The sequence below is a fragment of the Flavobacterium palustre genome, assembly GCF_014639535.1.
Lineage (GTDB): Bacteria > Bacteroidota > Bacteroidia > Flavobacteriales > Flavobacteriaceae > Flavobacterium > Flavobacterium palustre.
In genome coordinates, this window is record NZ_BMGA01000012.1 from 16704 (window position 1) to 41032 (window position 24329).

General features: G+C 33.2%; 20 protein-coding genes and 1 tRNA gene. 10 read left to right on the forward strand and 11 right to left on the reverse strand.

Annotated elements, in window-relative coordinates; translation table 11 throughout:
- The first annotated feature begins 19 nt into the window (after positions 1 to 19).
- The 5 genes from IEV84_RS15920 (at position 20) to IEV84_RS15940 (ending at position 4807) form a co-directional block, all read left to right on the forward strand.
- Positions 20 to 790, forward strand: a complete 771-nt coding sequence (locus IEV84_RS15920; protein ID WP_188495727.1) for a TerC family protein — start codon at positions 20 to 22, stop codon at positions 788 to 790.
- A gap of 135 nt (positions 791 to 925) precedes the next feature.
- Positions 926 to 2860 carry a DUF294 nucleotidyltransferase-like domain-containing protein gene (locus IEV84_RS15925; RefSeq protein ID WP_188495734.1) on the forward strand — a complete coding sequence of 645 codons (1935 nt, stop codon included), beginning with the start codon at positions 926 to 928 and terminating at the stop codon, positions 2858 to 2860.
- Positions 2861 to 3514, forward strand: a complete 654-nt coding sequence (locus tag IEV84_RS15930) for a 3'-5' exonuclease (protein ID WP_188495736.1) — start codon at positions 2861 to 2863, stop codon at positions 3512 to 3514.
- 136 nt (positions 3515 to 3650) lie between these two features.
- The gene (gene prmA, locus IEV84_RS15935; RefSeq protein WP_188495738.1) at positions 3651 to 4484 is read left to right on the forward strand and encodes a 50S ribosomal protein L11 methyltransferase; all 834 of its coding nucleotides are present in this window, start codon (positions 3651 to 3653) and stop codon (positions 4482 to 4484) included.
- A 44-nt stretch (positions 4485 to 4528) separates the two neighbouring features.
- On the forward strand, positions 4529 to 4807 hold the full coding sequence (locus IEV84_RS15940) for an ATP-dependent Clp protease adaptor ClpS (protein ID WP_188495740.1): 279 nt from the start codon (positions 4529 to 4531) through the stop codon (positions 4805 to 4807).
- Positions 4808 to 4886: 79 nt separating this feature from the next.
- On the opposite strand, the gene IEV84_RS15945 is transcribed toward IEV84_RS15940, so the two are convergent.
- Complete coding sequence (locus IEV84_RS15945; RefSeq protein ID WP_188495742.1) at positions 4887 to 5300, reverse strand: DUF6691 family protein; 414 nt, start codon at positions 5298 to 5300, stop codon at positions 4887 to 4889.
- A gap of 86 nt (positions 5301 to 5386) precedes the next feature.
- On the reverse strand, positions 5387 to 5944 hold the full coding sequence (locus IEV84_RS15950) for a YeeE/YedE family protein (RefSeq protein ID WP_188495744.1): 558 nt from the start codon (positions 5942 to 5944) through the stop codon (positions 5387 to 5389).
- A gap of 181 nt (positions 5945 to 6125) precedes the next feature.
- Here IEV84_RS15950 and IEV84_RS15955 point away from each other — a divergent pair, with 181 nt between their 5' ends.
- The 4 genes from IEV84_RS15955 to IEV84_RS15970 all read left to right on the forward strand — a co-directional run bounded on the left by IEV84_RS15955 (position 6126) and on the right by IEV84_RS15970 (position 9800).
- Positions 6126 to 6653, forward strand: coding sequence for a 2-dehydro-3-deoxyphosphooctonate aldolase (locus IEV84_RS15955; protein WP_229732720.1), 528 nt, complete (start codon positions 6126 to 6128; stop codon positions 6651 to 6653).
- 170 nt (positions 6654 to 6823) lie between these two features.
- Positions 6824 to 7642, forward strand: coding sequence for a 3-deoxy-8-phosphooctulonate synthase (gene kdsA / locus IEV84_RS15960; RefSeq protein ID WP_188495746.1), 819 nt, complete (start codon positions 6824 to 6826; stop codon positions 7640 to 7642).
- A gap of 25 nt (positions 7643 to 7667) precedes the next feature.
- Positions 7668 to 8510 (forward strand): hypothetical protein, encoded by an 843-nt coding sequence (locus IEV84_RS15965; RefSeq protein ID WP_188495748.1) that lies wholly within the window; start codon positions 7668 to 7670, stop codon positions 8508 to 8510.
- A 192-nt stretch (positions 8511 to 8702) separates the two neighbouring features.
- A complete protein-coding gene (locus IEV84_RS15970; RefSeq protein WP_188495750.1) occupies positions 8703 to 9800 on the forward strand; it encodes a PAS domain-containing sensor histidine kinase in 1098 nt (365 codons plus the stop codon).
- A 110-nt stretch (positions 9801 to 9910) separates the two neighbouring features.
- On the opposite strand, the gene lon is transcribed toward IEV84_RS15970, so the two are convergent.
- The 8 genes from lon to IEV84_RS16010 form a co-directional block, all read right to left on the reverse strand.
- The gene (lon, locus tag IEV84_RS15975) at positions 9911 to 12361 is read right to left on the reverse strand and encodes an endopeptidase La (RefSeq protein ID WP_188495753.1); all 2451 of its coding nucleotides are present in this window, start codon (positions 12359 to 12361) and stop codon (positions 9911 to 9913) included.
- A 218-nt stretch (positions 12362 to 12579) separates the two neighbouring features.
- Positions 12580 to 13449 carry a DUF6252 domain-containing protein gene (locus IEV84_RS15980; RefSeq protein ID WP_188495754.1) on the reverse strand — a complete coding sequence of 290 codons (870 nt, stop codon included), beginning with the start codon at positions 13447 to 13449 and terminating at the stop codon, positions 12580 to 12582.
- 52 nt (positions 13450 to 13501) lie between these two features.
- Positions 13502 to 14788 carry an MFS transporter gene (locus tag IEV84_RS15985; protein ID WP_188495756.1) on the reverse strand — a complete coding sequence of 429 codons (1287 nt, stop codon included), beginning with the start codon at positions 14786 to 14788 and terminating at the stop codon, positions 13502 to 13504.
- A gap of 139 nt (positions 14789 to 14927) precedes the next feature.
- Positions 14928 to 15746, reverse strand: coding sequence for a M48 family metallopeptidase (locus tag IEV84_RS15990; protein WP_188495758.1), 819 nt, complete (start codon positions 15744 to 15746; stop codon positions 14928 to 14930).
- A gap of 34 nt (positions 15747 to 15780) precedes the next feature.
- Positions 15781 to 18177 (reverse strand): glycoside hydrolase family 31 protein, encoded by a 2397-nt coding sequence (locus tag IEV84_RS15995; protein WP_188495760.1) that lies wholly within the window; start codon positions 18175 to 18177, stop codon positions 15781 to 15783.
- 204 nt (positions 18178 to 18381) lie between these two features.
- Positions 18382 to 20286, reverse strand: a complete 1905-nt coding sequence (gene glgB, locus IEV84_RS16000; protein ID WP_188495762.1) for a 1,4-alpha-glucan branching protein GlgB — start codon at positions 20284 to 20286, stop codon at positions 18382 to 18384.
- A 66-nt stretch (positions 20287 to 20352) separates the two neighbouring features.
- Entirely contained in the window at positions 20353 to 21633 is a 1281-nt protein-coding gene (locus tag IEV84_RS16005; RefSeq protein ID WP_188495764.1) for a glucose-1-phosphate adenylyltransferase, read from the reverse strand.
- Positions 21630 to 23051, reverse strand: a complete 1422-nt coding sequence (locus tag IEV84_RS16010; protein ID WP_188495766.1) for a glycogen synthase — start codon at positions 23049 to 23051, stop codon at positions 21630 to 21632. The genes IEV84_RS16005 and IEV84_RS16010 overlap by 4 nt, the downstream gene beginning before the upstream one ends.
- 407 nt (positions 23052 to 23458) lie before the next feature.
- On the opposite strand from IEV84_RS16010, the gene IEV84_RS16015 reads away from it, so the two are divergent.
- Positions 23459 to 24112: an endonuclease III domain-containing protein gene (locus tag IEV84_RS16015; protein ID WP_188495768.1), complete on the forward strand. Its 654-nt coding sequence runs from the start codon at positions 23459 to 23461 to the stop codon at positions 24110 to 24112.
- Positions 24113 to 24226: 114 nt separating this feature from the next.
- On the opposite strand, the gene IEV84_RS16020 is transcribed toward IEV84_RS16015, so the two are convergent.
- Positions 24227 to 24312: transfer RNA gene (locus tag IEV84_RS16020), tRNA-Leu, on the reverse strand.
- Positions 24313 to 24329: the final 17 nt, after the last annotated feature.

Here is a 24329-nt window from a genome sequence, read left to right on the forward strand (position 1 = left end):
TAACCTTTAATTTAATACTATGGAAGTATTTTTAAATCCTGATGCCTGGATTGCTTTATTAACATTAACGTTTCTGGAAATTGTACTGGGAATTGACAACATTATTTTTATCTCAATTGCAACAGGAAAACTACCCGAAGAAAGCCGTAAAAAAGCCACTAAAATAGGGATGTTCTTAGCTATGTTCATGCGTATCATTCTTCTTTTTGGAATTACTATTTTGATTGCCATGAAGGAACCTTGGTTTACAATTAATTTTAGCTGGATAAATGCACAAATTTCAGGGCAAAGTATTATTCTTTTATTAGGAGGCTTATTCTTAATTTATAAAAGCACCAATGAAATTAGAGAAAAAGTAGATCACAAAGGAGAAGAAGAAAAAGAAATAGGAAAATCGGCAGCAAAATCCTTTAGCAGCGTTATTGTACAGATTATTTTGATTGACTTAGTGTTTTCATTTGACAGTATTTTAACCGCAGTGGGTATGACTAACGGAGTTCCCGGAGCCTTGTACATTATGGTTACTGCAGTAATTATTTCAGTATTAATCATGATGCAGTTTGCCGTTCCGGTGGGGACTTTTGTCAACAAAAACCCTTCTATTCAAATTTTAGGATTATCATTCTTAATCTTAATTGGTTTGATGTTAATCACCGAAAGTGCCCATTTATCAAATGCACTCATTTTTGGCAGTCATGTAACTCCTATTCCAAAAGGTTATTTGTATTTTGCAATCAGCTTTTCTTTACTGGTTGAGATTTTAAATATGAAAACAGCCAGAAAGAAATAAATCATCGATATAATTATCACATAAAAGCTCCTTAATTAGGGGCTTTTTTGCTTTATAAAACATAAAAATTAATACATTAGCATACTTAATTTCTTTTCTCAAAACAGATACTATTACAGCCTAAAATATTTTTTAATGAAAAACACCATTTCGCAAAGAGTAGCCGACTTTTTAAAAAACTTCCCTCCTTTTAATTTTTTAGATCAACACGACATCGAAGTACTTTCAGAACAGGTTTCGATAATATATAAAGACAAAGGAGCCGTAATTTTCACTGAAAATGAAGAAACCCATGATTCTTTTTATGTGGTTCACAAAGGCGCGGTTGAACTGCTAAAAAATCAAAAAAATGATATTTTAGACATGTGTGACGAAGGCGATATTTTTGGTTTACGTCCGTTAATTGCACATGAAAATTATAAAATGGAAGCCCGCACACACGAGGAAACCATCTTGTATGCTATACCAATTGCTATTTTTAAACCTTATGCCATAAAAAATTCAAATGTTGGAAGTTTCATCATAGACAGTTTTGCTTCTAACACACAAAATCCTTTTTCAAAAAGCCACAGCGACAAGTTGTATGGTAGTGATTTTGATACTGAGAACACTGGAGAAGTTATCGATAAGGATAATAAAATTTTAGATTTACAACCCATTAAATATTCTAAAAAAATTATCACCTGTTCGCGTGCAGCTACTGCCAAAGAAATTGCGGTAACAATGACCAAAAAAAACATCGGAGCCATACTCGTTGTTGAAGATATGTTACCTATAGGCATTATCACTGATAAAGATTTACGAAATAAAATTGTTACCGGAGATTATTCGATTAATACCACGGCTGATGTGATTATGAATTCGCCTGTAATTACGTATTCTAAAAAGATGACTATTACTCAGGCACAAATGGCTATGATGAAAAGCAACATTAGTCATTTATGTTTAACAAAAGACGGAACAGCCAATACAAAAGCAATAGGAATTCTATCGAAACACGACGTAATGGTGGCTCTGGGGAATAATCCCGCCGTATTGATAAAAGCTTTAAAAAGGGTAAAAAAAACCAAAGCTATCAAACCGATTCGTGCCAAAATAATGCAACTGTTACAGGGCTATTTAAACCAAAATATCCCGATAACATTAACGTCAAAAATTATTACCGAACTTAATGATGCCTGTATCAAGAGAGTTATCGAACTGTCTTTGGCAAAAATGAAAACGCCACCTCCGGCACGATTTTCCTGGCTTGCGCTTGGCAGTCAGGGACGTAGTGAACAATTATTACATACCGATCAGGACAATGCTTTAATTTATGAAGATGTTCCGGAAGTATTACAGGAAAAAACCAGAAAATATTTTCTGGAATTAGCTGCAGAAGTAAATAAAGGGCTTTTCGAAATTGGTTATGATTATTGTCCTGCCGAAATGATGGCTTCCAATCCAAAATGGTGTTTAAGTTTAAATCAATGGAAAGAATTAGTGCACGATTGGATTAGTAAACCCGGAAAAGACGAAGTATTACTTTCATTTATCTTTTTTGATTACAGCTTATCTTATGGTGATCGGGAACTTGCTAATGAATTAGCTGATTACATTTTTGAAGATATTGATGCCAATCCTATTTTCTACGTGCACTTGGTGAGTGGTGCTTTGCAAAGTCCTTCACCTACTGGTTTTTTTAGACAATTTCTTGTCGAACAGGACGGTGCTCACAAAGATTTCTTCGATATTAAACGACGTGCTTTGATGCCGCTTGCCGATGCCGCAAGGGTTTTGATTCTGTCCCACTCTGTCAAAGGCATCAGTAATACTTATGAACGGTTTGAAAAGTTAGCCGAACTGGAACCTCAAAACAAGGAATTGTATTTGTCCTGTGCTTATTCGTACAAAGCCCTGCTCAAATTCCGAACAAAACAAGGACTTTTGCACCATGATTCCGGACAGTTTATTGAACTCGAATCACTTACAAAACTGGAAAAAGTAAAACTAAAAGCAACTTTTAAAACTATTAAAGAATTACAGGAAGTGATTTCGATGCGTTTTAATCCCGGAAAAATTACCATATAAATGACTCTCAAAGAAAAAATTATTGAGTCCCTTCAAATTTTAGGGATTCTTAAAGAACCGATTGACGAAAGTTTGAATATTCCTATCGAATCGGCTCGTTTTGTGGTTTTGGATACTGAAACTACCGGTTTTGATTATGTTACTGATCGTATCCTTTGCATAGGCGCTATTGTTCTTCAAAATGGTACTATCAATGTTCAGGATAGTTTTGAACATTATATCGATCAGGAACATTTTGATAAATCCAGTGTGCAAATTCATGGAATTATAAGACGTGATGTATTGAATCATAAATCAGAAATTGAAGTTTTACAATTGCTATTGGATTATTTAGGCGACTCAATCATTATTGCACATCACACTAAATTTGACATCACCATGATTAATACTGCTCTGGAAAGAAACGGATTAGCCAAACTCACGAATAAAACCTTAGATACAGCCGTTTTATACAAGAGAACATTAATTAAATCGAACCTGCTACAGCATAAGGATCATTACACACTGGATGACCTGGCCGATAAATTTGACATCTCTAAAAAAGACCGTCATACCGCCATGGGAGATGCTTATATTACTGCAATAGCTTTCCTTAAAATCATACGGAAACTGAAAGAAAAAAATGAAATTATGCTCTATCAGCTCTTTAGATAAAATGATATTGCTTTTTTCAAATAATATTATCAAAACAATAATCACCAAAGACAATTTAGCTTATTGTTCATCGGTTTCTCTATTTTTAACTTTTTCATAAAAGAGAAATACTACCTTTGCAAAAAATTAAATCAATATGTCAAATATTTATATCGCCTACCATTTTAGTGTTGAACCAAAGGAATTAGGTTCTGAAATTTTAATTGCCGAATTAGGCGAATTAGCATTCGAAAGTTTTACTGAAACCGAAACCGGTATTTCCGCCTTTGTTCAAAAAGATTTATGGGACGAAATGATTCTTGACAATGTCAATATCCTTCATTCAGAAGAATTTGAAATTGATTACACCTTTGAAGAAATCGATCAGGTGAACTGGAACGAAGAATGGGAAAAGAATTTTGAACCTATTGATGTTGAAGGAAATTGCCATGTTCGCGCTCCTTTTCATCCAAAAACCAATGCTGAATTTGATATTGTAATTGAACCCAAAATGAGTTTTGGAACAGGTCATCACGAAACAACTCACATGATGATTCAACATTTATTAGAAATGGATGTTACCGGAATGAAAACCTTAGACATGGGTTGCGGAACTGCCATCCTTGCTATTCTTGCCGAAATGAAAGGCGCTCAACCCATAGATGCCATCGATATTGACAACTGGTGTTATTTGAACTCAATTGAAAATGCCGAACGCAACAACTGCAAACACATTACTGTTTATGAAGGTGATGCTTCATTATTAAAAGGCAAAAAATACGATTTGATCATTGCTAATATCAACAGAAACATTTTGTTGAATGACATGCAAGCTTATGTTGATTGTCTGAATCCAAACGGAACTTTACTATTAAGCGGCTTTTACACCGAAGATATTCCGTTTATCGACGCTTCCTGTACTGAAAAAGGTTTAACTTATGTTAAAAAATTCGAAAGAAACAACTGGGTTTCACTAAAATACGTAAATTAGTATTCTGTTTATTATCAAATAATTAAAGTACAAAAAACAATACAATGAGTACTACTAAAGAAAAAATTAGAGAAAGAGTAAGCGTACAGGAAACAACAACCCAAAACAACGAAATTATTGTTTATAATGACGATGTTAACACCTTTGATCACGTAATTGAAACCCTAATGCGCGTTTGTGAACACACAGCAGAACAAGCAGAACAATGTTCGTTAATAGTTCATTATAATGGAAAATGCACCGTTAAAACCGGTCCAATGACCAAATTAAAACCGCAATGTACACAGCTTTTAGAAGCCGGTTTAAGTGCCGAAATTATTTAATTTAGTTACACCTTATCCCATAAAAACAAAAAGCATTCGTTTCTTGGCGAATGCTTTTTTCGTTTAGTTGTGAACAGTATTAATGCGGTAATTTATTTTTGAGAACTCCATACATAAAAGTTCCGAGCATAGCTCCTAGCAGCACGACAATAACACTTGTAAAACCGGCTCCAATTAAAATAAATATCGGTCCCGGACATGAACCGGCTAACGCCCATCCTAACCCAAAAATGATTCCGCCTATAAGATAACGTGCTATCGAATGTTCTTTATCAGGAATACAAATTGGAGTACCTGAATAATCTTTTAAATGGTATCTTTTAATAATTTGAATTCCAATAATTCCTGTCAAAACGGCCACCATGATAATTCCGTACATGTGAAAGGATTGAAATTGAAACATTTCATAAATACGATACCAGGACACCGCCTCGGATTTAGTTAATACAATTCCGAAAACAAATCCAACTAAAATAAACTTTACTAATTTCATATTTTAATATTTTTTTTAGGTAATATGTAATTCGCATATAACCATTGGTCATTGCAACCAATTCCGGTTTATGCTCATTTCATAACTTATACAATTAATGGTAAAATAAAATGAGCCATAATTAATCCTCCGATAAAAAAACCTATTACGGCTATTAAAGACGGAAACTGTAAATTACTCAATCCGGAAATAGCATGTCCGGAAGTACAGCCTCCGGCATAGCGGGAGCCAAAACCAATTAAAACACCGCCTACAATTAAAATTAAAATCGATTTTGGAGATTCAAAAACCTGATTTGAAAACAAAGCATCCGGCATTAATTTTCCCTGTGGAGCATCGATGTTCATAGTCTGAAGTTGCTCAATTGTTTTAGGATTAATCGACACATTTGAAGCATCGCTTAAATAATGTGTAGCAACAAAACCACCTAACATAGCTCCGGCCACAACAGCCAGATTCCAACGCTGTGATTTCCAGTCAAAACTAAAAAAAGACACTTTCTTCCCTGCACCAGCCATACTGCAAAGTGTTCTCAAATTAGAAGACATTCCAAATGATTTTCCAAAATAAATTAAAACCAGCATTACTAAGCCAATTATAAAACCCGAAATATACCATGACCAGGTATGATAAATCAATTCCATATTTTTTATTTTTTTGTCAAAATTAAAAAGTATCTTCTCAACGAAGTGTGAGAAATGTTACATACGATAAAATTAATTCTCTTTCTTTAAAAAAAAGCAAATTAGTAACTCATAATTTGAAGTTCTCAATATCTTTGTAAGACTATTCAAAAACCGAATATTCCCAAATTAATTCCTTTTTATGAAATCACAATTAATTGCCATTTTACGCAGGAAAGTACAGGAAAATAAAAAGCTGCTAATTTTTGTAATCTCTAAAAAAATAATTGTTAGCCTGATTCTTTTGTTTTTAAGCAGTTCCTGCATCAGTACAAAATCGACCTTAAAAAATGTAGATGATAATGCACCTCTGCTCAGGCTGGCAAAAGACAATACTTTTATCATTACTGAATACAGTAAAAACAAAAAATACGGCTACGATAAAGATTATCCCATCAATATTTTTTACTACAACACTTACAATGAACAATTAAACGAAGAACGTTTTTTAAATGCCTTAGCCGGACCTAAAGGCGAAAAAATCAGTTTTACCAAACTAGAAACCTGTTGTCCGTTTCCAACTAAAAGAAGTGCCATGGGAGCGGGATTTTTAAACGTTTACGAAATTCGTTGGGAAGGTCAAAAAAAACCTGTTGTTTTATATCTGAACATCTACGAAAAAGGCGTATTAATGTGTCCGACAGGTTTAAGTATTCGAAAAAAAGAATAACTTATCTAATTTGTCACACTGAGCTTGTCGAAGTGTTTTCTTAACTCTTAAAACTAGGTCTTTGACAGGCTCAGACTGACAAAAAACTTTAGCTAATTCTTAATTTATAGCCTTTTAAAATCGGCTAAATCAAAAATCATAACTACATTTGCAATCTCTAAAAATCACTTATGAACATACAAAATATCCCCCAAATTAAACATACAGAAAGCGGTAATTTCTTCTTACTTTCAGGACCTTGTGCTATCGAAGGCGAAGAAATGGCATTGCGCATTGCCGAAAAAGTTGTAAGTATTACTGATAAACTTCAGATTCCTTATGTATTTAAAGGTTCTTTTAAAAAAGCGAATCGTTCCCGAATTGACAGCTTCTCAGGAATTGGTGATGAAAAAGCATTAAAAATCCTTAGAAAAGTTTCCGAAACTTTTCATGTTCCTACTGTAACTGACATCCACACTAATGAAGATGCTGATATGGCGGCTCAATATGTAGATGTTTTACAAATTCCTGCTTTTTTAGTACGTCAAACTGATTTGGTTGTGGCTGCCGCCAATACCGGAAAAACAGTCAATTTGAAAAAAGGACAATTTATGAGTCCCGAAAGCATGAAACATGCCGTTCAAAAAGTATTGGATTGTAACAACCCAAACGTAATGGTTACTGATCGCGGAACTATGTTTGGCTATCAGGACATGATTGTAGATTTTAGAGGAATTCCTACCATGCAACAATATGCTTCTACAGTACTAGATGTGACACATTCATTGCAACAACCTAATCAAACCGCAGGTGTAACCGGAGGAAGACCGGATATGATTGAAACCATTGCCAAAGCCGGAATTGCAGTAGGTGTTGATGGAATTTTTATCGAAACCCACTTCGACCCTGCCAATGCAAAAAGTGATGGTGCTAACATGCTGCATCTGGATTATTTTGAAGATCTGATGACTAAACTTGTAGCTATTAGAAAAACCGTTAATACATTCTAACTTTAAATTTATAATTGACATTTAAGTGAAAAAAATAGTCAACACTGCCATAATTACATTCTTATTCTCGAACTGCCTTAGTGCTCAGGAAGAAATTAAAATACAAGACAAATATACAGCTCATAACAAAGGGAAATTCTTTATTTCATGGGGTGGAAACAGAGAAAGTTATTCTAAATCGGATGTGACTTTTAAAGGAGAAGGTTATAATTTTACCATCAACAACATGACAGCTCATGATAAACCAAAAGGCTGGCATGTTGATTACCTTAATCCGGCTCGAATGACTATTCCGCAAACCAACTTAAGAATAGGATATTTTATCAATGATCATTACAGTATTGCAATTGGCGTAGATCACATGAAATATGTAATGACACAAAATCAAACGGCAAATGTAACAGGAACTATCAACATAGGTTCTAATTTTGACGGAACTTACAACAATACTGCCACACAATTAACTGAAGCATTTTTAAAATACGAGCATACTGACGGACTGAATTATGTTAATACTGAATTTTCAAGACATGATGATATTTCGACCTTATTCAAAATTAAAAATACTGATAAAATTCAGGTCAATTTAACCGAAGGTATTGGGATTGGAGTACTTTACCCAAAAACCAATACGACATTATTAGGAAAAGAACGCCACGATGATTTTCATGTCTCGGGTTATGGAATATCTGCAAAAGCAGGTTTAAACCTTACTTTCTTAAAACACTTTTATATTCAGGGAGAATTAAAAGGCGGATATATCAACATGCAGGATATTCGCACTACGCAAAGCAATGCCGACAAAGCTTCGCAGGATTTTTTCTTTTTCCAGAGAATTATTGCTTTAGGCGGAATTTTCAGGATATAAATTCTGATAAATTTCACATCTATCAAAAAGGCTTATTGCCTAATAAGCCTTTTTTATGTTCTTAGCACACAATACGATCTATTTTATAAGTATTTTTAGTTTCTAAATGCTTATTTTTATTTTAGAAAAACTCCCCAAGTCTTTTTAAAAAACCTATTTATTACAATACCGACATTATTATAATAAATAATTATGACAAAAAATAGAGAAAATGGCGTTGTTCAGGGTTTTGATATTTTTAACAACTTCGAGAAGTTTTTTGACCTATCACAAGATTTGTTTTGTATTGCAGGATATGATGGTTATTTTAAAAGGATAAACCCAGCCGTTTCAAAACTTTTAGAATATTCTAACGAAGAATTATTAGCAAGACCTATCAACGATTTTGTTTATAATACGGATAAAGAAAAGACCAGTTTAGCCCGAAACGAACTTAAAAACAAAGTTCCATTATTTAGCTTTGAAAACAGATATTTAACTAAAAGCGGACGTATTATCTGGCTTTTATGGACTTCAATACCTGTTGAAGAAGAAAAATTAATCTACGCAGTAGCTAAAAATATTACCGATAAAAAAGAATTAGAACAGGAACGAAAACTACACATCAAACAACTTACCGAAATAAACAAAGAGTTCAAACAACTCAGTTATTCGGCTGCTCACGATTTAAGATCGCCTGTTAACAATATGCTTTCTGTTTTTGAATTGATGGATACTAACGATATTCAAAATGAAGAAACCTTAGAATTTATTTCTATTTTAAAAAGCACGGCAGATACTTTAAAAGAAAATCTGGATCAATATATCGGGCTTTTAAATTCTAAAAAACAAGCCGATTCACAATTAGAAGAAATTGATTTAAAAAATGCTTTGGACGAAGTTTTAATTGCTGTAAATTCATTAATTCAAAATTCAAAAACTACAATTAACACCGATTTTTCTGCAACCAATAAAGTAAATTTCAACAAAGCTTATTTAAAAAGTATTTTTTTAAATCTAATTACAAATGCTATAAAATACGCAAAACCGGATGTTTTGCCAGAAATTACAATTCGTTCAGAAAAACGCAACAACAAAACTCTATTAATTATTTCTGATAACGGAATAGGATTTGATTTAGAAAAAGTCAAAGACAAAGTTTTTGGATTGTATCAAACATTTAACGAGCATGTTGACAGCAACGGCATCGGATTGTATTTAGTGTACAACCACATTACCAACCTCGGAGGACATATCTCTCTTGAAAGCGAAGTCAATAAAGGAGCTAAATTTGAAATAACATTTCAATGATTAAAATAATATCTCATAGATTCACAAATTAAACAATACAATCTGTAAATCTATGAGACAATATTCCGGAATAGAAATTCAATTCCGGATTTATATTAACATTATTATTACTATAATTTCTTAGCGTTTTTTACCTTTTGATCGGTAATGGCAATCGCTAATACTTCGCTCATTTCTTTTACATAATGAAAAGTAACACCTGTTAAATATTCAGGTTTAATTTCATCAACATCACTTTTGTTTTCGTGACATAAAATAATTTCTTTGATGTTAGCTCTTTTGGCAGCCAGAATTTTTTCTTTAATTCCTCCTACCGGCAAAACTTTTCCCCTTAGGGTAATTTCTCCTGTCATTGCAATGTTTTTCTTTACTCTTTTTTGTGTAAACAATGACACTAAAGAAGTTAGCATTGCAATTCCGGCACTAGGTCCGTCTTTTGGCGTTGCACCTTCAGGAACATGCAGATGGATATTGTATTTAGACAATAATTCCGAAGTCAAACCTAATTGCTCCGCATTCGCTTTAATATATTCCAAAGCAATGGTAGCCGATTCTTTCATTACCGTACCCAAATTTCCGGTAATACTCATCCCTCCTTTTCCGGGAGAAAGTAAAGATTCTATAAACAAAATATCGCCACCAACACTTGTCCATGCTAATCCGGTAACTACTCCGGCCACATCATTACTTTCGTATTTGTCGCGCTCTAATCTTGGAACGCCAAGTACTTTTACAATATCTTCGTCAGTTACTTTTTTGCTGTATTCCTCTTCCATTGCCACCGATTTAGCTGCATTACGGATTACCTGAGCAATTTTAGCCTCCAAACCACGTACTCCTGATTCACGAGTATAACCTTCAATAATTTTCTCCAATTGTTTCTTTCCAATTGTCAAATCTTTTGAAGTCAGTCCATGCTCTTTCAACTGGCGCGGAAACAAATGCTGTTTGGCAATTTCGACTTTTTCTTCAATAGTATAACCTGACATTTTGATAATTTCCATACGGTCTCTCAATGCCGGCTGAATAGCACTCATATTATTAGACGTAGCAATAAACATTACCTTAGACAAATCATAACCTAATTCGACAAAATTGTCGTAAAACGAGCTATTTTGTTCCGGATCTAAAACCTCTAATAATGCCGAAGACGGGTCGCCATGATTACTATTTGACAATTTATCAATCTCGTCCAAAACAAAAACGGGATTGGAAGTTCCTGCTTTTTTCAAACTTTGAATGATACGTCCAGGCATCGCTCCGATATAAGTTTTTCGATGTCCGCGAATTTCAGCTTCATCACGCAATCCACCTAAAGAAATACGAACATATTCACGACCTAAAGCTTCTGCTACCGAACGCCCAATCGAAGTTTTCCCCACTCCCGGAGGCCCAGTTAAACAAATAATAGGCGACTTCATATCTTTTCTTAACTTCAAAACCGCTAAGTGTTCAATCATTCTTTTCTTTACTTCTTCCAACCCGAAATGATCTCTGTCAAGAATTTTTTGAGCATTTTTTAAATCAAAATTATCTTTAGAATATTCATTCCAGGGTAAGTCCAAAAGCAATTCCAGATAATTTCTTTGAATACTGAAATCAGGCGCCTGAGGATTCATACGACGCATTTTTGATAACTCTTTTTCAAAAGTAATTTGCGTTTTCTCATCCCATTTTTTAGACTTCGATTTCACTAACATTTCGTCCATTTCCTCCTCCTGAGTAGCACCACCCAATTCTTCCTGAATGGTTTTCATTTGTTGGTGCAGGAAATATTCTCTTTGTTGTTGGTCTAAATCAAAACGAACTTTAGATTGAATATCATTTTTGAGTTCGAGTTTTTGCAACTCGATATTCATGTATTTCAGAGTTTCTAAAGCTCTGTCTTTTAAATTATTGATAGCTAACAAATCTTGTTTTTCTTTAACTGACAAATTCATGTTAGAAGTAACAAAATTGATTAGAAAAGACTGGCTTTCAATGTTTTTGATAGCAAAAGTAGCTTCAGATGGAATATTAGGACTTACCTTAATGATTTGGATAGCCAATTCTTTTATAGATTCCAAAATTGCCAAGAATTCTGAATCTTCCTTATCCGGTCTTTCTTCTGAAAAATCTTTAATTACCGCAGAAATATAAGGTTCCTCAGAAGTTACCGATTCGATTTCGAAACGTTTTTTACCCTGAAGAATTACAGTTGTAGTTCCGTCAGGCATTTTAAGCACGCGCAAAATACGGGCAACAGTTCCAATAGCATTAATATCTTCTAAAGAAGGATCTTCGATTTCTTCATTTTTTTGAGCAACAACCCCAATAATTTTTCCATCGGCATTGGCATCATCAATTAATTTAATTGATTTATCTCTTCCTGCAGTAATTGGAATTACCACACCCGGAAACAAAACCATATTACGTAATGGAAGAATTGGTAAAGATTCAGGTAACTGTTCTTTATTCATTTCTTCTTCGTCTTCCGGAGTCAATAAAGGAATCAATTCGGCTTCCGAATCAAATTCTTGTTGTGACAGATTGTCAATAGTAAGTATTTTATGTTTTGACATAGTGTAATTTAAGTCTTTTTGTCATTAAATAATTAAAGCTTTTAATAACAAAGTTAGTATTCCTTATTTTATACTACTGAAAATCAACAAGTAATATAAAACAACAGCTTGTATAATGTATATAAGTCAATCTTTATGCCACAAAGCCTAAAAGAAAACCCTCAAAAACTAATTGTAATTTTGAGGGCTCTTAATTTTATAAAATTTAGAAATGTAATCTAATATTCCACATCAAAAGTTCCTTCGGTTATAACAAATGGCGGTGTCCCGTTTGTAGTAAAATTAAATGTTCCTTTAATTCTATCAGCTGTTTTCGAAGTAATTGTAATACTTCCGGAAATTGCTTTGTATTCGTCATTTACATCTTCATAATACCCCTGAACATTCCCACTTAGAGTATTTGTAATAGTATGACTTCCTGTACCCAAAGTATTTTTTATAACAATTGATAAATTATTAAAATTTGCATCTAAAGCACCAATGGTTATAAAATCATCAATTTCAGCAGTAGAAATATCAGTCGCAACAAAATTAGTACTACCTACTTTTGCAGTAAAAACATCAGTAGTTTCCTCCTGAGTAATATACGGAATATCTTTAAAGACACCATTTGTAAACTGAATTGCAGGTTTAGGATCATCAGTATCTGACCAGTAACCCTTAAATTGAAAAGTTCCTGATATGGTTTTCTTTTCCGTATCAATTTTGGTAATAATAACGGAACCTGTATTTTCCGTTGGATTATTATCATTATAAGCCCAATAACCGTATTCTGTACCTGCTGGTGTGTAAGCTACAATATTTACGTTGGCCGCATAAGTCCCCGCAATACTTCCTTCAATCACAATTCCAAAACTTTCTCCCTTTGAATTAACCGCTGCAATTTCAATGAAATTTCCTGAAATTATAGCTTGTGTTTCTTTTGCTGTCCATGTATTACCACTAAAATCAGCCTTAAAAACTCCTGAAGCGGTATTACCACCCGGAACTGTTTCAACCGTACCATCAACAGGCTCGTAGGTACAAGATGTAAATAATACTGCAAAAAACAAAACCACTAACTGTAGTTTACTTTTGAATACTTTCATAAATGGATTTTTTTATTATCTCCAAATATAATTTTTTATTTTATTTTTCTTACTATTTCTTCGGTACTTTTCTCAACAAAAGAACTCCAACAATAAAAAAAACAGCTAAAAATACAATTGCAAATCTTGGACTACCTGTAATTTGGTCAATAATTCCATAAACAAGCATTCCAATTACAATTCCAATTTTCTCAGAAACGTCATAAAAACTAAAAAAAGAGGCTGTATCCTGTGTTTCGGGCAATAATTTAGAATAAGTGGAACGTGATAATGACTGAATTCCACCCATAACTAAACCAACTAAGGCCGCCATAATGTAGAAATGCAAAGGCAACTTTATAAAATAAGCCGCAACACACAATACAGTCCAAAAACAATTTATAACAATCAGAGTTGTAATATTTCCATATTTTTTTGATGCCTTTGAAGTTAATAAGGCACCAAAAATAGCTACTATTTGAATTAATAAAATACAAGTAATCAATCCGGTAGTTGCAGCCGCTTTAGATTCCCATTGAATTTCCTGCTCTCCAAAATAAGTAGCCACCAGCATTACCGTTTGCACTGCCATGCTATACACAAAAAAACTTATTAGGTATTTCTTTAACGCAAAATTCTCTTCCAGTGAAATCCATACTTTTTTAAGTTCTTTAAATCCGTTAAATAGAATATCATTTGTTATTTTTTGAGAATTTTCATTACCTTTTGGTAAATAATAATATGTATATTGACTAAACACAATCCACCAAATTCCAACCATTACAAAAGAATATCGCATTTGCATGATTTTTTCAGCATCCGGAGCAGACATGATCAAAAACAAACTTGCAGCTAACAAAAGTACACTTCCGAAATACCCCAAAGAATATCCCTTGGCACTTATAGCATCCTGTTGTTCTTCAAAAGCAATATCGGGTAAATAAGAATTATAAAAAACCAAACTCCCCCAAAAACCTATTAATCCTAAAAAATAAAAAAGCAAACTAACATAAATATGTTCCAAACTAAACCAATACAAACCAATACAGGAAAAAGCTCCTAAATAGCAGAAGAATTTCATAAAAAACTTTTTATTTCCCACATAATCTGCAATTCCGGATAAGAGTGGTGAAATAAAAGCTACTTTCAAAAAAGCTGCTGCTGTAACAAAACTAATTAAAGCAGAATTTTTAATTTCAGTACCAAAGACATGAATATAAGTTTGTTCTTTACTGAATAAAGCCAAATAAAAAATGGGGAAAACCGCCGAAGTAATTACCAAACTGTACACTGAATTAGCCCAATCGTAAAATGCCCAGGCATTTAATAATTTTTTATCCCCTTTCTGTAATGAATTCATATCTTGCTCTCTTTTTTTGTGGACGAATTTATAGTTTTTTTATACATTTTATACCATTAAATCAATTAAAAATATCTTTTTAATAAGCATAAAAAAAGCCAATTCTAATGAACTGGCTTCTAAAATTTTTCTCTGTCTCTTATTTGAATACAACTCCAAACTTAGCTGCAATAGCCTTAGCTTCAGGAATCATAGCTTTTAAATTTGCAATTCGGGTCGCATCAGAAGGGTGTGTACTCAACATCTCTGCCGGTGCCTGACCTCCTGAATTAGCCGACATTCTGGTCCAGAAATTAATCGCTTCTTCAGGATTATAACCTGCAATAGCCATTAATGTCAATCCAATTTTATCCGCTTCGGTTTCATGACTTCTGCTAAAAGGAAGCATCACTCCTACTTGAGAACCAATTCCGTAATATTGTTGCCACATTTGTTGCTTTTCGGCACTTTTACCTCCTGTTGCAGCTGCAACACCTGCCGCCCCTAAAGTTTGCAATTGTGACGCACTCATACGCTGCGCACCATGATTAGCCAGAGCGTGTGAAACTTCGTGTCCCATGACCGTTGCTAAACCGGCATCGTTTTTAGTTATTGGTAAAATTCCCGAATAAACTACAATTTTACCTCCGGGCATACACCAGGCGTTAACTTCCTTACTATCAACTAATTTATACTCCCATTGGTAATCTTTCAAATAATCTGTCTGCCCTAAAGAAGCCAAATAACGTTCGGCCGCCAGTTTTATTTTAATTCCAACAGCTTCTACTTTTTTAGCCTCAGCAGTACCCGAAACAACTTTATTTTCCTTTAAAAAAGTTCCATATTGCTGAAAAGAAGAAGGAAATAATTCGCTATTGGAAACAAAATTCAATGTCTTTTTTCCGGTTAATGGATTAGTTGCACAGGAATAAATTAATCCCAAAGCAGCAATTCCTGTAAATAATATATTCTTTTTCATAGTAGTTATTTTTGTACAAACAAAAATACGATTATTATCCTATAATATGCAAAACATTAAAGTCTTTAGGAACAATTAAATACTGATTTTCTTTAAAAGCAGCAGCATCAAAAACGATCTCTTCATTATCAATTTCAACTATTTTCACTTCGAATGGCAATCCAATAAAATTGATTTTAAACTTAGTATAATTGGTATCGTATTTCCCTTCTTTGTGTAACTGAATATTCAATTCTAACTCTTTTCCTGTCATTTGGAAAGACAAAAAGCTAAATCGTCCTTTTTTATAATCGTAACCATCCTGAGCATCTTCATAGACTACTGATTTTTCTTTACCTTCTTTGTAATACAAATCCAATGTTAATTCGTCAAATTCCAATTCACCCACATATTGTTGCACCGGATATTTTGGAATAATAGCACCTGCTTTAACAAAAACGGGAATTTCGTCAAATTTAGTATCTACCCACGTTTCCTTTCCTCCTTTTACCAAACAATTTGTCCAGTAATTGTACCATTGTCCACGAGGAATATACATTCTTCGCCCTAAGGCATTAGGCTCTAAAATTGGGCAAACTAAAATTTGGTTTCCAAAAATAAATTCGTCATTTCGATAATGAGTTTGAATGTCTTCCTGATCAAAATACACTAATGGCTTCAGCATAGGAGTACCTTCTTCGATATATTGCCAAAACATGGTGTACAAATACGGTAATAATTGGTAACGAAGATTAACAAATTTTCGGGTTATATCAATAACTTCTTCGTCAAAAGCCCAAGGTTCCTGATTGCCATGATCTCCGGAAGAGTGTGTTCGGCAAAACGGATGGAATACTCCAAGTTGAATCCATCTTGCATACAATTCGCCTGTAGGCTGTTCAGCAAAACCTCCAATATCAGAACCCGTAAATCCCATTCCTGAAATAGACATTCTTTGCACCTGAATATTTGCTATCCAAAGATGTTCCCAGGTAGCTACATTATCTCCCGTCCAGGACGAAGTATAACGTTGCGCTCCTGAATAAGCTGATCTCGTAATAATAAATGGTCTTTTAGGATAAGCAAAACGTTTCACTCCGTTATAGGTAGCTCTGGCCATTTGGGTCCCATAAATATTATGTGCTTTTCTATGACTGCAAGGATTTCCATCGTAATTATGACGTACATCGTTAGGGAAAGTTTTATTAGGAACTTCCATTACGGCAGGTTCGTTCATATCATTCCAAACTCCTTTTACTCCAATATCTGAAATTAATTCTTTAAATAATCCAGCCCACCACTCTCTTACTTCGGGATTTGTATAATCAGGAAAATTACATTCTCCCGGCCAAACTTTACCTTTCATATAAGGACCGTCGGCTCTTTTACAAAAATAATCTTTTGCCAAAGCTTCTTTGTAAACCCAATATTCTTTATCTATTTTAATTCCTGGATCAATAATAACAATGGTTTTAAATCCGTCTTCAGCTAATTCAGTAACCATTCGTTTTGGATCCGGAAAATATTCTTTGTTCCAGGTAAAACATCTAAAACCTTCCATGTAATCAATATCCAGATAAATTGCATCACAAGGAATTTGCAATTCTCTAAACTTTGCGGCAACCTCTTTTACATTACTCTCCGGATAATAACTCCATTTACATTGATGGTATCCCAATGCCCACAATGGCGGTAATTCAGGCTTACCTGTCAAATCCGTATAAGAAGTTACCACATCCTGCATATTGGGACCGTAGAAAAAATAATAATTCATCTCTCCTCCATCTGACCAAAAACTGGTTACATTTCTTCTTTCGTGGCAAAAATCAAAAAAAGTTCTGAAAGTATTATCAAAGAAAATCCCATACGCTTGCTTATGATGTAGTCCTATATAAAAAGGAACTACTTTATACAATGGTTCCTGTTCTTTTTGAAAAGCATATTGATCGGTAGCAAAATTTTCGACTCTTTTCCCTTTTAGATTCATTTGAGTAGCTTTGTCTCCCAAACCATAAAAACATTCACCGTCCCGGGAAGCTTTACTCATTTTTACAATGTTACCACCAAATTCATAACATTCTTCCCAATGAAAACCCAATTCATCTTCTAATAGCACATTCCCTTTTAAATCATATATCGAAGCTCTTAAATCGGCTTTTTGAATTTTGCAGATGATTTTGTTAGTTGCAATTTGATAATAACTTTCCTCTTCTGTTATTTTTAAATGATTGTATCCATGTGAATGACTTTCGTCAATGGCATAAGAGAAATCATTACTGAAATAGCCTTTCGTTGTAAAACGAAAACGAATTAAACTATCTCTCAAAACAGTTAGTTTTAAAATAACATTGTTATCTGTATAAAAATATACTGAATCAACATCTTGTGTATAAGAAACCACTTTTGACGGGTACAAATCCCCTTTATATTCTAATTCTGTATTTGTAATCATTTCAGTCCTTTTAGATTAGTATTTGTGTGTTCTCTCAAACTTACAAAAAAACTTTTTTATAAATAAACAATCGCTTTTTAATTAACGAAATCGTAATAGTTGACTAATTATCAAAAAAAAGAAGCATTAATAATAATATTAATACTTCTCTCTTAAAAAATTAAATTTTATGAAGTCTGATTTTTAAAATAGAAAAATTACTGATTAAGAAATTTTAAAAACAGTCACACTCAACGGTGGCAACAACAATTCAACTGAATAATCTCTTCCTCCATAAGGTGAAGATTCTATCTTTAAATCGGCTGTATTCAGCACATTACTCCCTTGGTATTTTTCTGAATCGCTATTAAAAATTTCAGTAAGTTTTCCTTTTCTTGGAACACCTATTCGGTAATTCTTACGAACAATTTGGGTGAAATTACACACTACAATCAAATCGTCTTTTGGATTATTTCCTTTTCGAATATAAGACAGCACCGCATTTTGATGATCGGAATAATTGATCCATTCAAAACCTTCATGACTAAATTGTTTTTGGTATAAAGCAGGTTGCGATTTGTATAATTTATTCAAATCTTTAATTAACTCTTTCACACCATTATGAACCGGATATTGCAATAAATGCCAGTCTAAACTTTCCTGAAAATTCCATTCGGCCATTTGACCAAATTCGCCTCCCATAAAAAGTAAATTTCCTCCCGGATGTGTAAACATATATCCGTAAAGCAAACGTAAATTGGCAAATTTTTGCCATTCATCCCCGGGCATTCTATCGGCAATTGATTTTTTACCATATACCACTTCGTCATGAGACAAAGGCAACATAAAATTTTCAGTAAAAGCATAAGTCATCGAAAAAGTCAAATCGTTTTGATGGTATTTTCGATATACTGTTGCTTTTTGGAAATATTTTAAAGTATCGTGCATCCAGCCCATCATCCATTTCATTCCAAAACCAAGTCCTCCTACCGATGTAGGTCGGGAAACCATCGGAAATGAAGTGCTTTCTTCTGCAATAGTTTGCACTCCTTCATAATTAGAATATACAACCTCATTGAATTCTTTTAGAAAACTAATGGTATCCAGATTTTCATTTCCTCCAAAAATATTTGGTTCCCATTCACCGTGATTTCTGGAATAATCTAAATAAAGCATCGATGCTACAGCATCAACCCTTAAACCATCAATATGATAATGTTGCAACCAAAATAAAGCATTACTAATCAAAAAAGAACGTACTTCGTTTCTTCCATAATTAAACACTAAACTTTTCCAATCAGGATGATAACCTTTTCTGCGGTCAGGATGCTCATAAAGATGCGAACCGTCAAAATAACCTAATCCATGAGAATCATCCGGAAAATGAGAAGGAACCCAATCCAGTATAACCCCAATTCCTGCCTGATGCAATTTATCTACCAAAACCATGAAATCCTGCGGATTTCCAAATCGGGATGTTGGAGCAAAATACCCCACTAATTGATACCCCCACGATGGATCATAAGGATATTCCATTACCGGCATAAACTCAACATGGGTAAATCCCATTTCTTTTACATAAGCAACTAAATCTTCTGCTAATTCCAGATAGCTCAAAAACCGGTTTCCTTCACCACGTTTCCAGGAACCCAAATGTACTTCGTAAACCGAATAAGGTTTATCTAAATCATTGTGCTCTTTTCTGGTTTCCATCCATTTAGAATCTTCCCATTCATGATTAAGATCCCAAACTACAGAAGCAGTATGCGGTGGTTTTTCGCAATAAAAAGCAAATGGATCTGCTTTCTCAGTAACTAATCCGTCATTATTAGAAAGTATTTTATACTTATAATTTGAACCTTTGGATACATTAGGAATAAAGCCTTCCCAAATTCCTGAAGAATCCCAACGCACATATAGTTCGTGTTCTCCCTGAGTCCAAAAATTAAAATCTCCCACAACAGAAACAGAATGAGCTGTTGGTGCCCAAACTGCAAAATAGACACCTTGAACTCCATTTAATTCCATTAAATGAGCACCTAACTTTTCATATAATCTAAAATGTTTTCCAGCTTTGAATAAGTTAATATCAAAATCAGTAAAAAGGGAATGCGAAATAACTTTACTCATAGTATTATTGGTATAATTCTAAATCTTAGAAAATAGAATATTGATATAAAAAACAGTTGATTAACTCTATTCGATTCTAAAATTATCAGGTAAAGTTACACCCTTCTTTATTACTACAATTCCATCCTTAATAGCATACAATTGGGTTGTAGTATTCTCCAGATGTGATCCTCCGTTAATGTGTACATTATTACCTATTCGGCAATTTTTATCTACTATCGCATTATTGATATAACAGTTTTCACCTATTCCAACTAATATTTTATTGTTTTTAGTATCCACTTCCATATCTTCAATACTTTGGTAAAAATCGTTACCCATTACATAAGTATTTTTGACAACTGAATCTTTTCCTATTCGAGAACGAATTCCAATAACCGAATGTACGACTTCTTTAGCATTTAAAATACATCCTTCGGAAATTAAGGATTTATCTACCAATGTATTTTTAAACTTAGATGGCGGTAACATCCTGGGTCTTGTATAAATCTTATTAACATCATCAAACAAGTTAAACTTAGGCACATCTTCAGTTAATCCAATATTAGCTTCGAAAAACGAATCAATATTTCCAATATCTGTCCAATATCCCTCATATTGATAACTAAGTATCTTTTTATTTCCAACAGCCTGCGGAATAATTTCTTTACCAAAATCTTTGGTATCAGGATTAGCCATTAAATCCACCAAAAGTTTTTTGTTAAAAATGTAAATACCCATAGAAGCCAAATAGTTTTTACCTTCTGCCTTCATTTGTTCACTTACATCCGATTCCCAATCCGGTAGAAGTGCCGCCGCTGGTTTTTCTATAAAAGACTCAATACAACTATCACTATTGGTTTTTAAGATTCCAAATTCAGGAGCATCTTTAGCATTAACCGGTAATGTAGCAATGGTAATATCTGCTTCTTTCCTGATATGTTCTTCAATCATATCGTTAAAATCCATTTGATACAATTGGTCACCTGATAAAATTAAAGCATAATCAAAATTATGATTTAAAAAATGAGGCATACATTGTCTCACGGCATCAGCTGTTCCCTGAAACCAGGTTGGGTTATCAGGAGTTTGTTCAGCAGCTAAAATATCCACAAAAGCCTGACTGAATGCACTAAAAACATAAGTGTTTTTAATATGCGCATTAAGCGAAGCCGAATTAAATTGTGTCAATACAAACATTCTGTAAATGTCTGAATTCATACAATTTGAAATAGGAATATCTACTAATCTGTATTTTCCACCAACCGGCACTGCTGGTTTAGATCTGGTTTCTGTCAATGGATACAATCTTGATCCCTGACCACCTCCCAGGATAATAGCAATAACGTTTTTCTTTTTTGCCTTCATATTTTGTTAAGTATTAAGTTGTACATTTCTATATATTCCTGACTTGCTTTCTCCCAGGAATGATCTGTAATCATTCCTTTTTTTCTAATTTGATTCAAATGTTCTTTATCCTTGTACAAACTCACCGCTCTTTGAATGGAATAACAAATATCCCCTACCGAAGACTGATCATGGCAAATTCCGTTTCCGTCATCTCCAAAATCAATTACAGTATCTTTCAATCCTCCTGTTCTTCTAACAATAGGTATAGTTCCATATCGCAATGAGTACATTTGATTTAATCCGCAAGGTTCTACTCTGGAAGGCATCAATAAGAAATCGGCTCCTGCATAAATTAAATGCGCTAATTCTTCATTATAACCAATAAACGTATTGTAATTTCCTTTATAATCAACCAATAAACTATTCAATTGATTTTCAATATGTGCATTTCCTGAACCTAATATTAAAATATTAATTTCTTTATAATTCTCCGACAGAGCCAAAGCAGATGCTTGCGGTAATAAATCACCACCTTTTTCATCCCATAATCTCCCTATAAAACTAAATAATGGTTTGGCAGGATCAAGATTAAAAAGTGTACAAAGGATTTCTTTATTCTGTTGCTTTCCTTTCTCAAAATTGGAAATCGAATAATTCTTTTCTAACATTTTGTCTTTCGCCGGATCCCAAACCTGAACATCTATCCCGTTTAAAATTCCTTTGGATTTATAACGAACAAGATTAAATAACGATTCTAAACCATTAGCCGAATAATTTATTTCATTCAAATAACTTGGTGAAACTGTCGTAACTGCTGCGGCACATTTTACTCCTACAGCTAATGAATTGATACAATTATCCCATTCTAATATTTTCACATGACTTAAATCAAATTCAGGAAAATAATTTAACTTTTCAAAACTAAACTTTCCCTGATACAAACCATTGTGAATGGTAATCATTGAAGGCGTATTAAATAATTTATGATACTTATGACAATATTGCATCATAAACGGAATTAAACCTGTATGATGATCATGACAATTAATAACATCAGGCATTGTTTCTCTTCCTATAATCCAATCTAAAGTTGCAATCTGAAAAGAAACAAAACGTTCAATGTCGTCCTCATAACCATAAACATCTTTCCTGTCAAAAAGCTCCGGTATTTCCATCAAATACAGTTCAAACCCAAGCTTATCTGTCTTTTCTTTAAGTACACTAAAAGGAAAATTAAAATTGCCTAATTGAATTGAGCCCCAATGAACACACTCAAAATCATTTTCATTTCTAAATTTAGTTTCATAACAAGGCATTACAACCCTTAATTGATGTCCGGCATTGTTTTGGTATTTTGGCAAAGCTCCCACTACGTCAGCTAAGCCACCTACTTTAGCCACTGGATAACACTCTGCACTAATATGAAATATTTCCATTTATTGATTTAAGTTTAATAAGGATTAAAAAAATATAATATTAAAAAGATTTGTTAAATTATAATTAAATAAATACCAACACCGGCAAATTAGCTACTAACTTCATTTTTAAGTTTTTCTAAATATAGTAAAAAACACTAACAATTACAGTAAAAGAAAAAAAATATTGACCCCTAAAATAAAGTTTTTTTATCATTAAAATCTTTCAAAAAAAACTATTTTTGACAGAATGAATTAAATTTGATAAATTTAAAAAAATCTCCCTAGCTAATCGTATATTTCTTATAATTTGATGTCTAAAATTATATAATTACAACTCTATAAACAGCAAGACAAATCAATAGTAATAATTTAGTAACAATAAAAGCTAAAATTTTAGCTAAAAAAACAATTTATTAAATTTTAAAATGGACTTATTTAGCGATGCGATAAATTGGAAAGAAGAATTAAATCCAATTTTAAAAAAATACAAATTCAAAAAACATCCGTTAAACTACAACAATCTATACGAATTAGTAATTATGGTTGTTTTATCAGCTCAGGATTCTGATGAAAATATTAATAAGATAGCGCCAAATTTCTTTCTCAAATTTCCTAAAATGGAAAATCTTGTCCAATCTAATCTTAATGAAATAATTCCGCATATACATAGCGTTAAATATTACGAAAACAAAGCCGAATGGATTCTTAATATTGCAAAAACAATTAAAAACGAAGAAAATATTCCGCTAACAATGAAATCGTTAACCGCAATTAAAGGAATTGGCAGAAAGTCAGCTAACGTAATTATGAAAGAAGCTAATATAGCATTAGAAGGAATCATGACTGATCTACATGTCATCATGGTAGCTCCGAGGATAGGGATAATAAATCCAATACAAGATGGTTTAAAAGCAGAAAAACAATTAATGGCTGTTTTACCAAAAGAAATTTGGAACGAAATAGGTATGGCAATTTCATTCTTAGGGAGAGAAATATGTCGGCCAAAACCTAAATGCACAAAATGCCCGATAAATTCCTGTTGTAAATACCCTAAAAATCCATTTCAAAATAAAATTTAATTTTTCAACTAGGAAAAGAAACCGGATTCAATTTAGATAGGTTTTAATCCGTTAATAATCCTCAATAAGTTTAAAAAAAAGCTCCAATCAGCATAGCCAATTGAAGCTTTTAAGTACTCAGAGCGGGACTTGAACCCGCACGAACATTGCTGTTCACTGGATTTTAAGTCCAGCGTGTCTACCAATTTCACCATCCGAGCATTCTATTCTTGTGGTA